The organism is Mesorhizobium sp. STM 4661 (assembly GCF_000359125.1).
GTDB lineage: Bacteria > Pseudomonadota > Alphaproteobacteria > Rhizobiales > Rhizobiaceae > Mesorhizobium.
The window spans coordinates 1-14,028 of record NZ_CAAF010000011.1 but is presented as its reverse complement, the minus strand read 5'-3'; the positions used below and the strand labels follow the sequence as shown (position 1 = coordinate 14,028).

General features: G+C 65.3%; 12 protein-coding genes. 3 read left to right on the top strand and 9 right to left on the bottom strand.

The features are described from left to right. The first annotated feature begins 41 nt into the window (after positions 1-41). Complete coding sequence (locus MESS4_RS03540) at positions 42-1,823, top strand: NAD(P)/FAD-dependent oxidoreductase (RefSeq protein ID WP_006326665.1); 1,782 nt, start codon at positions 42-44, stop codon at positions 1,821-1,823. Between the two features lie 45 nt (positions 1,824-1,868). Here MESS4_RS03540 and MESS4_RS03535 read toward each other — a convergent pair whose 3' ends face one another. The 3 genes from MESS4_RS03535 to MESS4_RS03525 all read right to left on the bottom strand — a co-directional run bounded on the left by MESS4_RS03535 (position 1,869) and on the right by MESS4_RS03525 (position 5,142). Then, the gene (locus MESS4_RS03535) at positions 1,869-3,104 is read right to left on the bottom strand and encodes an amidohydrolase/deacetylase family metallohydrolase (protein WP_006326664.1); all 1,236 of its coding nucleotides are present in this window, start codon (positions 3,102-3,104) and stop codon (positions 1,869-1,871) included. 140 nt (positions 3,105-3,244) lie between these two features. Then, positions 3,245-4,738, bottom strand: coding sequence for a M81 family metallopeptidase (locus MESS4_RS03530; RefSeq protein WP_006326663.1), 1,494 nt, complete (start codon positions 4,736-4,738; stop codon positions 3,245-3,247). A gap of 38 nt (positions 4,739-4,776) precedes the next feature. After that, positions 4,777-5,142, bottom strand: coding sequence for a RidA family protein (locus MESS4_RS03525; RefSeq protein WP_006326662.1), 366 nt, complete (start codon positions 5,140-5,142; stop codon positions 4,777-4,779). A 306-nt stretch (positions 5,143-5,448) separates the two neighbouring features. Between MESS4_RS03525 and MESS4_RS03520 the strand changes: the two genes are divergently transcribed. Next, positions 5,449-6,207 carry an SDR family oxidoreductase gene (locus MESS4_RS03520; RefSeq protein WP_006326661.1) on the top strand — a complete coding sequence of 253 codons (759 nt, stop codon included), beginning with the start codon at positions 5,449-5,451 and terminating at the stop codon, positions 6,205-6,207. 330 nt (positions 6,208-6,537) lie between these two features. Here the strand turns inward: MESS4_RS03520 and MESS4_RS03515 are convergent, their stop codons facing one another. Further along, on the bottom strand, positions 6,538-6,963 hold the full coding sequence (locus tag MESS4_RS03515; RefSeq protein WP_006326659.1) for an Lrp/AsnC family transcriptional regulator: 426 nt from the start codon (positions 6,961-6,963) through the stop codon (positions 6,538-6,540). A gap of 122 nt (positions 6,964-7,085) precedes the next feature. Between MESS4_RS03515 and MESS4_RS03510 the strand changes: the two genes are divergently transcribed. After that, entirely contained in the window at positions 7,086-8,189 is a 1,104-nt protein-coding gene (locus MESS4_RS03510) for a saccharopine dehydrogenase family protein (RefSeq protein ID WP_006326658.1), read from the top strand. Positions 8,190-8,439: 250 nt separating this feature from the next. Here MESS4_RS03510 and lpdA read toward each other — a convergent pair whose 3' ends face one another. From lpdA to MESS4_RS34180, 5 genes are all read right to left on the bottom strand, one after another. Beyond that, positions 8,440-9,867, bottom strand: coding sequence for a dihydrolipoyl dehydrogenase (gene lpdA / locus MESS4_RS03505; RefSeq protein WP_006326657.1), 1,428 nt, complete (start codon positions 9,865-9,867; stop codon positions 8,440-8,442). Positions 9,868-10,115: 248 nt separating this feature from the next. Beyond that, positions 10,116-11,492: a dihydrolipoamide acetyltransferase family protein gene (locus MESS4_RS03500; protein WP_006326656.1), complete on the bottom strand. Its 1,377-nt coding sequence runs from the start codon at positions 11,490-11,492 to the stop codon at positions 10,116-10,118. A 2-nt stretch (positions 11,493-11,494) separates the two neighbouring features. After that, positions 11,495-12,508 carry an alpha-ketoacid dehydrogenase subunit beta gene (locus MESS4_RS03495; protein ID WP_036240610.1) on the bottom strand — a complete coding sequence of 338 codons (1,014 nt, stop codon included), beginning with the start codon at positions 12,506-12,508 and terminating at the stop codon, positions 11,495-11,497. Positions 12,509-12,510: 2 nt separating this feature from the next. Then, positions 12,511-13,743 (bottom strand): 3-methyl-2-oxobutanoate dehydrogenase (2-methylpropanoyl-transferring) subunit alpha, encoded by a 1,233-nt coding sequence (locus MESS4_RS03490; RefSeq protein ID WP_006326654.1) that lies wholly within the window; start codon positions 13,741-13,743, stop codon positions 12,511-12,513. After that, on the bottom strand, positions 13,743-14,028 hold a 286-nt coding region (locus MESS4_RS34180; RefSeq protein ID WP_036240607.1), incomplete at its 5' end, for a hypothetical protein. The genes MESS4_RS34180 and MESS4_RS03490, both read right to left, overlap by 1 nt.

The window sequence follows — 14,028 nt, the reverse complement described above, 5'->3', positions numbered from 1 at the left end:
GACCGAGCGGCGCCGACTTGAAACGGAAAGAGGGAATATAGATGCTCGAGATCGCACCATCGAAACAGGCGGCTACCTGGCTTTCCTCCTTTGCCCAGGCGCTCGAGGCCGGCGATGCGGCGGCTGTGACTCACCTGTTCGTCGAGGACTGCTACTGGCGCGATCTTTTGACCTTCACCTGGAACATCAAGACCATGGAAGGCCAGACGGCGATCCGCGAGATGCTCGATGCCACGCTGGCGACGGCAAGCCCGACCGCCTGGCAGCTCAGTGGCGAGGCGAGCTCGGACGAAGGCACGGTAGAAGCCTGGTTCACCTTCGAGACGGCATCGGCCTGGGGCCAGGGCATCATGCGCCTCAAGGACGGCCGATGCCGGACGCTGTTCACGGCGATGACCGACCTCAAGGGGTTCGAGGAGCGCAAAGGCCCGGCGCGGCCGCTCGGTGTCCGCCACAAGGCCGACCCCAACCGCGAGACCTGGTCGGAGGCGAGGGCGCGCGAGACGCGCGACCTCGGCGCCGGCGAGCAGCCCTATTGCCTGGTCATCGGCGGCGGCCAGGGCGGCATCATGCTGGGCGCGCGGCTGCGGCAGCTCGGCGTGCCCGCCATCGTCATCGAGAAGAATGCGCGACCCGGCGATTCCTGGCGCAACCGTTACCGTACGCTCGTGCTGCACGATCCGGTCTGGTACGACCATCTGCCCTACATCCCGTTTCCGGAGAACTGGCCGGTGTTCACGCCCAAGGACAAGATGGGCGACTGGCTGGAAATGTACACGCGCGTCATGGAGCTCAATTACTGGGTCGCCACCAAATGCGTCAGCGCCAGCTATGATGAGACAGAGAAGGTCTGGACCGTCGTCGTCGATCGCGTCGGCCGGCGCATCACGCTGAAGCCGAAGCATATCGTCTTTGCCACCGGCGCCTATGGCCCGCCAAGGCGCATCGATCTGCCGGGCGCCGATGCCTTCCAGGGCGAGCTGCTGCATTCGAGCCAGTATTCCAGCGGCGAAAAGTTCCGCGGCAAGAAGGTTGCCGTCGTCGGTTCGGCAAGCTCGGGACATGATGTCAGCGTCGACCTCTGGGAGAGCGGCGCCGAGGTGACCATGATCCAGCGTTCGCCGACCACGGTGGTCAAGTCGGACACCTTGATGGAAGTCGGCTTCGAGATCTTTTCGGAAGAGGCGCTGGAGCGCGGCATCACCACCGAGAAGGCCGACATGATCGTCGCCTCGACGCCTTTCGCGCTGGTGCCCCAAGGCCAGCGAGCGCTCTACGAAATCATCAAGGCACGCGACGCGGCCTTCTATGACCGTCTGCGCGCTTCCGGCTTCGCCCTCGATTTCGGCGACGACGAGACCGGGCTTTTGATGAAGGCCTACCGGACAGGTTCGGGCTACTACATCGATGTCGGCGCTAGCGACCTGATCATCGACGGCAAGATTGGCGTGCGCGGCGGCGTCGGCATCAAGGCGCTGACGCCGACAGGCATCCTCTTCGACGACGGCACCGAACTCGCGGCCGACGCCATCATCGCCTGCACCGGCTATCAGTCGATGAACGAGACGGTGGCGGCGATCGTCTCGCGCGACGTCGCCGACAAGGTCGGCCCATGCTGGGGACTTGGCTCGGGCGTCAAGGGCGATCCCGGCCCCTGGCAGGGCGAGTTGCGCAACATGTGGAAGCCGACGGCACAGGAAGCGCTGTGGTTCCACGGCGGCAATCTGGCGCTGTCGCGTTTCTATTCAAAATATGTGGCGTTGCAGATCAAGGCGAGGATGGAAGGTATTGAGACGCCGGTTTATGGGGCGCCTGGACGCTGAAGATTGGCTCGATCTCCCCCCTTGTGGGGGAGATTGGCAGCGTCATCAATCGTGGCTATGCCCGAAATGCCGGGCGGCGACATCGACATGCGTATCTCGGGCATGCGCCTCGAAACGCTCGGTGTCGCTGAGGTCATCCGCCGCTTCGTTCGGCCACCAGGTGCCGCCGATCACGATGCCGTCCGACACCAGTCTCTCGCCGGCGACAAGCGATGTGCCGACCGAATCGACGAAGGTGAAGCTGCCTGAACGCAGGCGCAGCACCGCGACGTCACCGACGCCGCCCACCTTGAGCGTGCCGAGATCAGGCCGGGCGATCGCTTCCGCCGGCCGCTGCGTCGCGGCGCGCAGCACCTCGACCAGCGGCATGCCCAGCGCAAGCAGTTTCGACATGCAGACCAGAATGTCGAAGGCCGGTCCGTCGACGCAGTAGAGATGCACGTCGCTGCTGATCACGTCCGGCGCCAGCCCCTCCTTCAGCATCGCCTTGGCGACCTCGAAGTCGAACGAGCCCATGCCATGGCCGATGTCGAAGATGACGCCGCGCTCGCGCGCCAGCCTCATGTCGGGCCGCACCGCGCCCGAGGCGAAGACCGACGCGTTGGGAAACGGCCGGAAGCAGTGGGTGAGGATATCGCCCTTGCGCAGGCGCGGCAGGACTTCCGAGCGGCCGGGCGGCGGCTCGTCTATATGCGCCATCAGCGGCAGGCCTGCCTGGTCGGCGGCCTCCAGCGCCAGATCGACCGGGGCGATGCCGCTGGCGCCGCCGGCATGGCGGCCCGAGCGGACCTTGACGCCGACGACCACGTCCGCGTGCTCGCGCACCGCCGCCACCGTCTCGCGCGGTTCGCAGAGCCTGAGGTCGCTGCACTCGCCGACCGCCACGCTATGCGAGAAGCCGAAGATGCCGGCAAAGGAAATGTTGACATAGGCCAGGATGCGCACCTTCGAGCGCTCGATGACATGGCGGCGAAAGCCGAGGAAGTTGCCGGCGCCGGCGCTTCCCGCATCGATGAAGGTGGAGGTGCCGCTCCTTGCGGCGAGACGGTCGGCATCGACGCCAAGCGAGGTGCCGCCCCAATAGACGTGGCTGTGCAGGTCGATGAGGCCGGGCGCGACGATGGAGCCGCTGGCGTCGATGACGCGCGCCGCGCGCTCGAACGGGATGTCGGCCTCGATTGCGGCGATGCGGCCATCGGCGATGGCGAGATCGCGTGGCGCGTCGAGCCCGGACGCCGGGTCGATGAGGCGACCGCCCTTCAGCAGGAGATCAAATTGCATCGATGTCTAGCCTCCGGTTCGTTCCATTCTGACGCGGTGGGCCCCTCATCCGGCCGCTTGGCGCCAACGCCGGCGATCCGGGTGAGGGGGCTCTTGCCCTTATGCGATGGTCCTGCATCCCAATGGAAAACAAGCCGGCTTCAGGCCGCGGCCTCGCCAGACCTGTCAGGCCCAAAAGGGTCTGCCACGATCGGCCAGATCGGGCGCTTGAGCTTGCGGTAGGGCGTGGTGACGGGATTGTTGGGATAGCAGCCCTCGACCGCGACATAGATGATTTCGCGCGCGACCGGCACGAAACCGGCATGGAAATGGTTGGTGGATTTGATGATCAGCACCTGCTTGCCGTGCGGGTCGATGCCGAGATTGGAGAAGATGTCGGGCTCGAAGGTCTGCGTGCGGTTGGTGTTGATGACGATGTCGATCTCCGTGCCCGCCAGGCGCAGCACGGCCGAGGGGCCGAGCGGCACCAGGCTCGACCCGAATGACTGCCAGGCGTCCGGTGCCAGGCGGCGGACCTCGAACGTGCCGTCGAAGGGCATGCCGCTGGCAACGCTCGTCTTGCCGCCGATGCGGATGTCGAGCATTGTGCCTTCGCCCGCGCCTGTCGCCCGCGCGACGGCCTGCGGATCCCAGATGGTGGCCACGCCGGCGCTTCTGATGCCGCTGTCGACCAATGCGTGCAGCAAGGCAGTGTTGTCGCCGGCGGTGCCACCGCCGGGATTGTCCCACATGTCGGCGAGCACGAACGGCTTGTCGCCATGGCCGCCTGTCCTGACCCGCTCGATGGCCTCGCCGACCGTCACGCTGCGCATCGCCGTCGAGCCGCGCATGGCGAAAACCTCCTGGCCGAGCCGCTCGGCCAGCGCATTGCCGGCGGCGCGGTCATTGTCGCTGACCACCAGAAGCTGCGTGCCGGTCTCGGCGGTGTCGCCGGCGAGAAACCCATGGATCAGCGACACCGACAGGATGCCGTCCTTGCCCTGCAGCGCCTTGATCCGGTCGACGAAGGAGCGCATCGGCTCGCGGCTGGTCGGAAACACGTCGATCATCCGGCAGTCGAAGCTCGAGATGACCGGGCGGATCTTGCCGCGCGTCGCCGCCAGCGCCAGCTCGACGACATGCTCGGCGCGCTCGACGAAATCGGTGTGCGGAAATTCGAGAAACGCGGCCAGTATGTCGGCCGCCGCGACGCGCTTTTTTGTCAAATGGCTGTGCGGGTCGAGTTCGGCGGCGACGATCATCTTGGGGCCGACGATCTCGCGCACGCGCGCCAGAAGATCGCCCTCGCAGTCGTCCAGCCCGCGCGCGATCATCGCGCCATGCAGGCCGAGCACGACGCAATCCACCGGCATTGCCGCCCGCAATTGATCGAGGATCTCGTCGCGCAGCGCCTCATAGACATCGAGCCTGACATAGCCGCCGGGTTCGGCCCAGGTCGCGGTACCCTCGATCAGGGTGAAGCCCTCGGCTTTGGCCCGCCGGCGCAGGACGGGGATCGGCGCGGAGCACAGCGTCGGGGTTTCCGGATGCTTGCCGGGCGGTGCGTAGAATGCCATCTCGAAGGACGACCGGTCGGTCGAGACCGGCGAGAAGGTGTTCGTCTCGGTTGCGAGCGAGGCCGTGAAGACACGCATGGCGACTGTTTCCCGTTTCTGTCCCTTGTCGGCGCCGATCAGAGCGGCCTGTAGGCGACGGCTTCGACCTCGATCTTGATGTCGATCATCAGCCGCGACTCCACCGTGGTGCGCGCCGGCGGATCCTTTGGAAAATGCCGGGCATAGACGGTGTTGAAGGCGCCGAAATCACGCGCATCCTCAAGCCAGACCGTCGTCTTGACCACGTCGTCCATGACGCACCCAGCCAGCGCCAACGCTGCCTTTACATTCGAAAGCACCTGCTCGGTCTGCTCGACGATGCCGCCCTTGACCACCACGCCGTCGCCGCCGACCGGCACCTGGCCGGAGACATAGACGAAGTCGCCGGCCCGCACCGCTGGCGACAGCGGGACATGTGACGTTCCAAAACACTGTTTGGGCAAGGAATGGCCTCCTGTTCATGGCGCGGCACTGCGCGACCCGGCATGTTGGCGATGGCGCCTATGCGATTCGCCGGATCTCTCTTGTCATAACGCCATTTGCCCGTTTCCTCCCGGACGGTCTACGCCTGTCCAGGCGATTCTCATACAGGCCTTGTAGGAAAGCAACATTTTTTGGAATTCATGTTGCTTTATTACAGGAGCGTCAGCATCCTGCACGCCAAGCGGTTGTAGCAAGGTGTTTTACGCGGCGATTGCATCAGGACATCCGGCAGGGGAGGATTGGAAGGGGAGCAAGCGAGGAGCCATATGATCGATTTCGGTGGCCGCGGCGTGGTAGTGACGGGTGCCGCCGGCGGCGTCGGCAGCGCACTGGTCGCTGTCCTGTCGACCTGTGGGGCAAGGGTGATCGCCTGCGATCGCGAGGCAACCGACCTGACCGCGACGGGAATTGCCGAGGCGCATCATTTCGACCTGCTCGATGATGACGCCGTCGCATCGTTTGCCAGCCGCATCGGCAAGGGCAATGCGCCGGCGGCGGTCATCTCGAACGCCGGCTGGACGCGGGCGGAAACGCTGGCTGACGTCTCGCTTGCCGCGCTCGATCATGAAATGGATCTTAATTTCCGCAGCGCCGCACTGCTGTCGCGGGCGCTGCTGCCCGCCATGCGCAACCAGCCGCGGGGCGCGGCCTTCGTGTTCATTTCCTCGGTCAACGCGCAGGCCCATTTCGGTAACCCGGCCTATGCCGCCGCCAAGGCCGCGCTCAACGCCTGGATGCGCGCCATCGCCACCGAGGAGGGCCGCAACGGCATCCGCGCGAACGCCGTCATTCCCGGCTCGATCCGCACCGGCGCCTGGGAACATCGCCTTGCGCAAAAACCGGAGATCCTCGCCGCCGTCGGCAAACTCTATCCGCTCGGCAGGTTGGTGGAACCGGTCGAGGTCGCCCGCGCCGCCGTCTTCCTGGCGTCGCCCTTTGCCAGCGGGATAACCGGCACGACGCTCAATGTCGACGCCGGGCTGATGGCCGGCAATCTGCCGTTTCTGGATCAGATCGGCGGCTAGCGCCGCCTGTCGCACATTGTTTACGATGCCATGGTATTGGCCTGAAGCAGAGCGTCGACGACTGGCTGAAGAACGCCGCGCAGTAGGTACTTTCGCTGGCGCGATGGCGGAACCTTTTGATGCCAGCGGGACAGCGCCCCCCTCTGTCCTGCCGGACATCTCCCCCACGAGGGGGGAGATCGGCCATCATCCTGGCTTGCGCCAATCGCCAACGTTGCAGGACTGAGCGGAGCGGCGAAACTGCCAATCTCCCCCCTTGTGGGGGAGATGCCCGGCAGGGCAGAGGGGGGCGCGAAGGATCACTACAGAACGGCTTTAGTTCTGCCCCCCTCAGCGGTCGATCCGCGTCGACAGGATGATCGAGGACGATGTCCGCTCGACCCCCTCCATCGCGCCGATCTCGTCGAGAAGCGTGTCGAGATCCCTGATCGACGGCGCGTCGACGATGACGATCATGTCGAAATTGCCGCTCACCGAATGCAGCGTGCGCACCGGCGCCAGCGCCTGCAGGGCGCGCACGACCTTGTCGGCAAGCTTGGGCGTGACGGTGAGCAGCACATGCGCCCGCACCAGGCCGCGCTCATAGTCCGGCGAAAGCCTCACCCCATAGCCGGCGATGATGCCGCGCTGTTCCAGCCGCTCGATCCGGCTCTGCACGGTCGTGCGCGACACGCCGAGCCGCCGCGCCAGCTCCGCCGTTGAGCGCGCATTGTCGCGCAGCAGGGAAATTAGTGCCTGGTCAGCGTCACTCAGCATTTCGACGACCTATATCGGCGTATTGATCATTTCGAGACTTCGTTTCGAACAATTCCACGCTTCCTTTCGACAGGCAAGCTGCGATTCTGTGCTCTTAACCAGGTTAGTCGAGGGAAGCCGTCATGAAGAAAATCGTAATCGTCGGCGCCGGCACGATCGGCTCGACCATCGCCGATATGCTCGCCGCGACCGGCGACTATCATGTCACCCTCGTCGATCGCTCAGTGGCGCAGCTGGGCTCGGCCGAACTGCCGGCCACGGTCAAAACGCTGGAGCTCGACATTGCAAAGGTTGGCGCTCTCGAAGCCGCGCTCGCCGGCAGTTTCGCGGTGCTGAGCGCGGCACCCTTCCACCTGACCACGCGCATCGCCGAAGCGGCGGCCACTGCCGGCGTGCACTATCTCGACCTGACCGAGGATGTCGCCGCCACAAGGCGCGTCAAGGAGCTGGCCCGTTCGGCCAAAACGGCCTTCATCCCGCAATGCGGGCTGGCGCCGGGCTTCATCTCGATCGTCGCCAACGACCTCGCCAGCCGCTTCGACACGCTGGAGAGCGTGCGCATGCGGGTCGGCGCGCTGCCGCAATACCCGTCCAATGCGCTGAACTACAATCTGACCTGGAGCACCGATGGCGTCATCAACGAATATTGCGAGCCCTGCGAAGCGATCGTCGAGGGCGAACTGGTCGAGGTGCCGCCGCTGGAGGAGCGCGAGGAATTCTCGCTCGACGGCGTCACCTATGAGGCGTTCAACACCTCGGGTGGGCTGGGCACCCTGGCCGAGACGCTGAGGGGCAAGGTGCGCACGCTGAACTACCGCACCATCCGCTACCCCGGCCATGCCGCGATCATGAAGGCGCTGCTCAACGACCTCGGCCTGCGCCATCGCCGCGACGTGCTGAAGGACATTTTCGAAAGCGCGTTGCCGGCGACGCTGCAGGACGTGGTCATCGTCTTCGTCACCGTCAGCGGCTTCAAGAACGGCCGTCTGCTGCAGGAGACCTACGCCAACAAGATCTACTCGAAGCGTGTCGGCGAAACCGTGCGCAGCGCCATCCAGATCACCACCGCATCCGCCATCTGCGCGGTGCTCGACATGCTGGCCGATGGAAGCCTGCCGGCCAAGGGCTTTATCAGGCAGGAAGACATCGCGCTCGACGCTTTCCTCGCCAACCGTTTTGGGCACGCCTATGCAAAGCACGAAATGGTAAGCCGGCTGGCGAGTTGAGGGCCGCCCATCTGAGAGGCGCTGGCGGGACAACGCCCCCCTCTGCCCTACCGGGCATCTCCCCCTCAAGCGGGGAGATTGGACTTCATGAAAGCTTTCGCCAATTTTCAAAGTCTTAAGAAAGGCGCTGAGCCCGAAACTGCCGATCTCCCCCCTTGAGGGGGAGATGTCCGGCAGGACAGAGGGGGGCCCTGTCCCGCCAACATCTGAAAGATTCTACACCGCACCAGCGCTTGGAAGAGACGCCTGCTCAAACATGCAGCGCGTGCCCCAGCGCCTTAAGCGCCGCTTCCTGAAAACCCTCGCCCTGTGTCGGGTGGGCATGGATGGTGCCGGCGATGTCCTCCAGCCGCGCGCCCATCTCCAGCGCCAGGCCAAAGGCCGCCGACAGTTCCGACACGCCTTGTCCGACCGCCTGAATGCCGAGCACCAGATGGTTGTCGGCGCGGGCGACGACCCGGACGAACCCTTCCTCGCCCAGTTTCGTCATCGCCCGGCCATTGGCGGCGAAGGGGAACAGGCCGATCTTGATCTCGCCGCCCAGCGCCTTCGCCTCCTCCGGCGACAGCCCTGCGGTGACCAGCTCGGGATCGGTGAAGCAGATGGCCGGGATTGAGCGCTTGTCCCAGCTTCTTTTGTGACCGGCGACGATCTCGGCGACCATTTCGCCTTGCGCCATCGCCCGGTGCGCCAGCATCGGCTCGCCGGTGACGTCGCCGATGGCGAAGATGCCGCGCATCGAGGTGCGGCATTGATCGTCGATGCGGATGAATTTGCCTGCCCTGTCGAGGTCGATCTGCTCGAGCCCAAAACCTTCGGTCAGCGGCTTGCGCCCGACCGTGACCAGGATCTTGTCGGCGGCAACCCTGGCGTTCTTGCCGTCCGATGTCTCGACCAGCAGCGCATCGCCCTTGCCCGCCTGTCCCTTGCCCGCCTGTCCCTCGCTTGCCAGCCCCTTGGCCTTGGCGCCCGTCAGCACCTCGATGCCGAGTTCGGCCAGCCGCTTCACCACGGGCCGGGTCAATTCGGCATCATATTGCGCGAGCACGCGTGGCAGGGCCTCGACCACGGTCACCTCGGCGCCGAGCTTGGCGAAGGCAATGCCAAGCTCCAGCCCGATATAGCCGCCACCGACGACCGCGAGCTTGCCCGGCACCGCGCTCAGCGCCAGCGCTTCGGTGGACGAGATCACCGGCCCGCCGAAGGGCAGGAAGGGCAGCTCGACCGGCGCCGAGCCGGTCGCGATCACCACCGTCTCGGCGCGGATCACCTGCGTTCCGGTCTCCGTCTCGACCGCCACGGTCTTGCCGTCGCGGAACGTCGCCCATCCCTGGACGGTCTTGACTTTTGCTTTCTTGAGCAGCCCGGCCACGCCGCTGGTAAGCCGGCTAATGATAGCGTCCTTCCAGGCCACGGTTTTGGCCAGGTCGAGCGATGGCGGCGCGAGTGAAATGCCGAGCGGGCTCTTGCCGCCGGCCATATGCGAGACCTTCTCGAACTCCTCCGCCGCATGGATCAGCGCCTTGGACGGAATGCAGCCGACATTGAGGCAGGTGCCGCCCGGTCTGCCGGCTTCGACGATCACCGTGTCGATGCCGAGCTGGCCGGCACGGATGGCGCAGACATAGCCGCCGGGACCGGCGCCGATGACGAGCAGCTTGCAGGAGATTTCTTTCATCTTGGCACCCTAACTCGTTGTCGCGCTGGATCGGAAACGCGGCCTGTGGCGATCCTTCGCGCCCCCCTCTGTCCTGCCGGACATCTCCCCCACGAGGGGGGAGATTGGCTGCTTCTGCGATCCGCCTGTTCCCCCGAACGATGAAGATTGGCGAAGGCCGGCGTGACATCCGATCTCCCCCCTTGTGGGGGAGATGCCTGGCAAGGCAGAGGGGGGCGCTGTCCCGCCGGCATCTCGATCGTCCCGCCTCAATCCACAAAAATCAGCGCCGGCGTCTCCAGCAGCGTCTTGATGCGCTGGATAAACACCGCGGCATCCCAGCCGTCGATCACCCGATGATCGAAGCTGGAGGACAGGTTCATCATCTTGCGCGGGATGAACTGCGTGCCGTCCCACACCGGCCGCACCATCATCTTGTTGACGCCGACGATCGCCACTTCCGGATGGTTGATCACCGGCGTCGTCGCCACGCCGCCCATGGCGCCGAGCGAGGTGATGGTGATGGTCGATCCCGACAGTTCGTCGCGCGTCGCGGTTCCGGATTTTGCCGCCTCGGCCAAGCGGTTGAGTTCGGCGGCGCAATCCCAGATGTCGCGCGCCTCGGCATGCCTGACCACCGGCACCACCAGCCCCGACGGCGTCTGCGCGGCAATGCCGATATGGACGCCGCCATGCTGGTGGACGATGCCGGCCTCGTCGTCGAACAGCGCGTTGAGATTGGGCTGGTCGGCAATCGCCTTGACCATCGCCCGCATCAGGAACGGCAGCAGCGTCAGCTTTGGCCTTTCCGCGCCGGCCGGCCGTTTCTCCTTGTTGAGCGCGGCGCGCAATTCCTCCAATGCGGTGACGTCGATCTCCTCGACATAGGTGATGTGCGGGATGCGCGATTTGGCGAGCGCCATCTTCTCGGCGATCTTGCGCCTGAGCCCGATCACCTTGATGTCCTCGACGCCATCGTTGCGGGCGAGGCCGGATGCCCTGGCGACCTGCGGTCCCCGCGCCAGGAAGGCGTCGATATCCTCGTGGCTTATGCGGCCGGCCGGCCCGCTGCCCGCAACCTGCCTGAGATCGATGCCTGCCTCCTTGGCCCTCAGCCGGATGGCGGGCGACGCCAGCGGCTTCTCACCTTCGGGACGTGGGGCGCCGGAGGTCGGCGCTGTACCCCCACCCCTAACCCCTCCCCACAAGGGGGAGGGGGATTCGGCACCCGCCCTTCCACTCTCATGCGTTGAAACTTTTCTAGATGATGGCGAAATGGGCTTGGCTTCAACCTTGGGAGCCGAGGCGCGTCCCCCTCCCCCTTGTGGGGAGGGGTTAGGGGTGGGGGTACTCTTGGCGTCCGCCTCGACGGCTTGCGCCGCTGCATCCTTCACATTGCCCTCTCCCGCCACTTTCAGCCGCACGATCGGCGAGCCGATCGCCACCGTGTCGCCGATCTCGGCGCCGAGCCACAGGATCTCGCCATCGACGGGCGAAGGGATTTCGACGGTCGCCTTATCGGTCATGACGGCGGCAAGCACCGCGTCCTCGCGCACGAGATCGCCGACCTTGACCTGCCATTCGACGAGCTCGGCCTCGGCGACGCCTTCGCCGACATCCGGCAGCTTGATCACATATTCGCCCACGCTCAGGCCTCCATCGTTTCAATGAGCGCACGGCCGACCCTGGCGGGACCGGGAAAATAGTCCCATTCCTGCGCATGCGGATAGGGCGTGTCCCAGCCGGCGACCCGCGCCACCGGCGCTTCCAGATGATAGAAGCAGTTCTCCTGCACCAGCGCCGACAGCTCGGCGCCGAAGCCGGAGGTCAGCGTCGCTTCGTGCACGACCACGCAGCGCCCGGTTTTCTTCACCGAGGCGACGATCGTTTCGAGATCGAGCGGCAGCAATGTCCTGAGATCGATGATCTCGGCGTCGATGCCGGCCTCCTCGGCGGCGGCCCCGGCGACATAGACCATGGTGCCATAGGCAAGCACGGTGACGGCGGCGCCCGACCGGCGGATCACGGCCTTGCCGAGCGGGACGGTGTAGTGGCCGTCGGCGACCTCGCCCAGATCATGTTTCGACCACGGCGTCACCGGGCGGTCGTGGTGGCCGTCGAAGGGACCGTTGTAGAGCCGCTTCGGTTCCAGGAAGATCACCGGGTCGGGATCCTCGATCGCCGCGATCAACAGGCCCTTGGCGTCATGCGGATTGGACGGCACCACGACTTTCAGGCCGGAGACATGGGTGAACAGCGCTTCCGGGCTCTGGCTATGGGTCTGGCCGCCGAAGATGCCGCCGCCGGTCGGCATGCGCACCACGATCGGGCAGGTGAAATCGCCGTTCGAGCGGTAGCGCAGCCGCGCCGCCTCCGAGACGATCTGGTCATAGGCCGGATAGACATAGTCGGCAAACTGCACCTCGACACAGGGCTTCAGGCCATAGGCCGCCATGCCGATGGCAGAGCCGACAATGCCGGCCTCGCTGATCGGCGCGTCGAAGCAGCGGCTCTTGCCGTATTTCGCCTGCAGGCCCTGCGTGCAGCGGAAGACGCCGCCGAAAAAGCCGACATCCTCGCCGAACACGATGACTTGGCTGTCACGCGCCATCGACACGTCCATGGCGTCGCGGATCGCCTCGATCATCGTCCGTCTTGGCATGGTCAGACCCCTGCCTGCTGGCGCTGGCGCCTGAGATGCGGCGGCATCTCGGCATAGACGCCTTCGAACATGTCGCGCGTCGACGGCTTGCCGCCGGCATGCAGCGTGCCATGGCTCTCGGCTTCCTTCTGCGCCGCGATCACCGTCTCGAGGATTTCCGCTTCGGCCTGGGCGTGGCGCTCGTCCGACCAGACGCCGCGCTGGATGAGATGGTTCTTCAGCCTGACGATCGGGTCGCCGAGCGGCCAGGCATCGGATTCGGCTTTCGGCCGGTAGGCGGACGGATCGTCGGAGCTCGAATGCGCGCCGACGCGGTAGGTGACATATTCGACCAGCGTCGGCCCGAGATTGCCGCGCGCCCGTTCCGCGGCCCATTTGGCCACCGCATGCACGGCGAGATAGTCATTGCCGTCGACGCGCAGCGAGGGGATGCCGAAGCCGAGGCCACGCGCGGCGAAAGTGCCGGAACCGCCGCGCGCAATGCCCTGGAAGGTCGAAATCGCCCACTGGTTGTTGACCACGTTGAGCACGACCGGCGCCTTGTAGGTCGAGGCGAACACGAGGGCTGCATGGAAGTCGGATTCGGCCGTCGAACCGTCGCCGATCCAGGCGGCGGCGATGCGCGAATCGTTGGAGATCGCCGAAGCCATCGCCCAGCCGACCGCCTGGATATATTGCGTCGCCAGATTGCCGGAGATCGAGAAGAAGCCATGCTCCTTCGACGAGTACATGATCGGCAATTGCCTTCCCTTCAGCGGATCGGCCTCGTTCGAATAGATCTGATTCATCATCGTGACCATCGGATAGCCGTCGGCGATGAGCAGGCCGGCCTGCCGATAGGTCGGAAAATTCATGTCGCCGGGGGTGAGCGCCTTGCGGAAGGCGCAGCTCACCGCCTCTTCACCGAGATGCTGCATGTAGAAGGAGGTCTTGCCCTGGCGCTGCGCCATCTGCATGCGCTGATCGAAGCTGCGCAGAGTCATCATGTTGCGCAACCCCTCCAGCAGCTCATCGTCGGAAAGCAGGCCGGCCCAGGGGCCAACCGCCTCGCCGTTGCGGTTCAAGACACGGATGATCGAAAACGCCATGTCGCGGATGGTGCGCGGATCGACATCGATCTCCGGGCGCGGCACCGAGCCGGCCTTGGGGATGGTCACATTGGAGAAATCCGGCGTCCCGCCCGGCCGTACTTCCGGTTCCGGCACATGGAAGCGCAACATTCCAGCATCGGCCATCACCTCGTCCTCCAATGTTGCCCGGCGCGATCTTCGCACACCGCCAGACCAGTGCCAATTCGTCGGGGCAAGTCTTCGCCATCGCTGCCGCTGGCTGCTGCTGCCTCGGCGGACAAGATGCAGATATGTCGGCGAAATTTCTTGTCGATCTTCCGCACCAGCGCGCAATTTGGCGAATGGTCCAGCCTGATCTGGCGCACGAGCCGCGAATTCTGTTGGAAGATCGCTCGGTCGAGTTCCTTCGCGCCCCCCTCTGTCATACCGGAGGACCGCGGCTTCATTCCA

Bases quoted from the DNA above. Each gene is read 5' to 3' on its own strand.
- MESS4_RS03520 (WP_006326661.1), top strand. From the start codon at position 5,449: ATGATCGATTTCGGTGGCCGCGGCGTGGTAGTGACGGGTGCCGCCGGC.
- MESS4_RS03490 (WP_006326654.1), bottom strand. From the start codon at position 13,743: ATGGCCGATGCTGGAATGTTGCGCTTCCATGTGCCGGAACCGGAAGTA.
- MESS4_RS03515 (WP_006326659.1), bottom strand. From the start codon at position 6,963: ATGCTGAGTGACGCTGACCAGGCACTAATTTCCCTGCTGCGCGACAAT.
- MESS4_RS03535 (WP_006326664.1), bottom strand. From the start codon at position 3,104: ATGCAATTTGATCTCCTGCTGAAGGGCGGTCGCCTCATCGACCCGGCG.
- lpdA (WP_006326657.1), bottom strand. From the start codon at position 9,867: ATGAAAGAAATCTCCTGCAAGCTGCTCGTCATCGGCGCCGGTCCCGGC.
- MESS4_RS03495 (WP_036240610.1), bottom strand. From the start codon at position 12,508: ATGCCAAGACGGACGATGATCGAGGCGATCCGCGACGCCATGGACGTG.
- MESS4_RS03510 (WP_006326658.1), top strand. From the start codon at position 7,086: ATGAAGAAAATCGTAATCGTCGGCGCCGGCACGATCGGCTCGACCATC.
- MESS4_RS03540 (WP_006326665.1), top strand. From the start codon at position 42: ATGCTCGAGATCGCACCATCGAAACAGGCGGCTACCTGGCTTTCCTCC.
- MESS4_RS03530 (WP_006326663.1), bottom strand. From the start codon at position 4,738: ATGCGTGTCTTCACGGCCTCGCTCGCAACCGAGACGAACACCTTCTCG.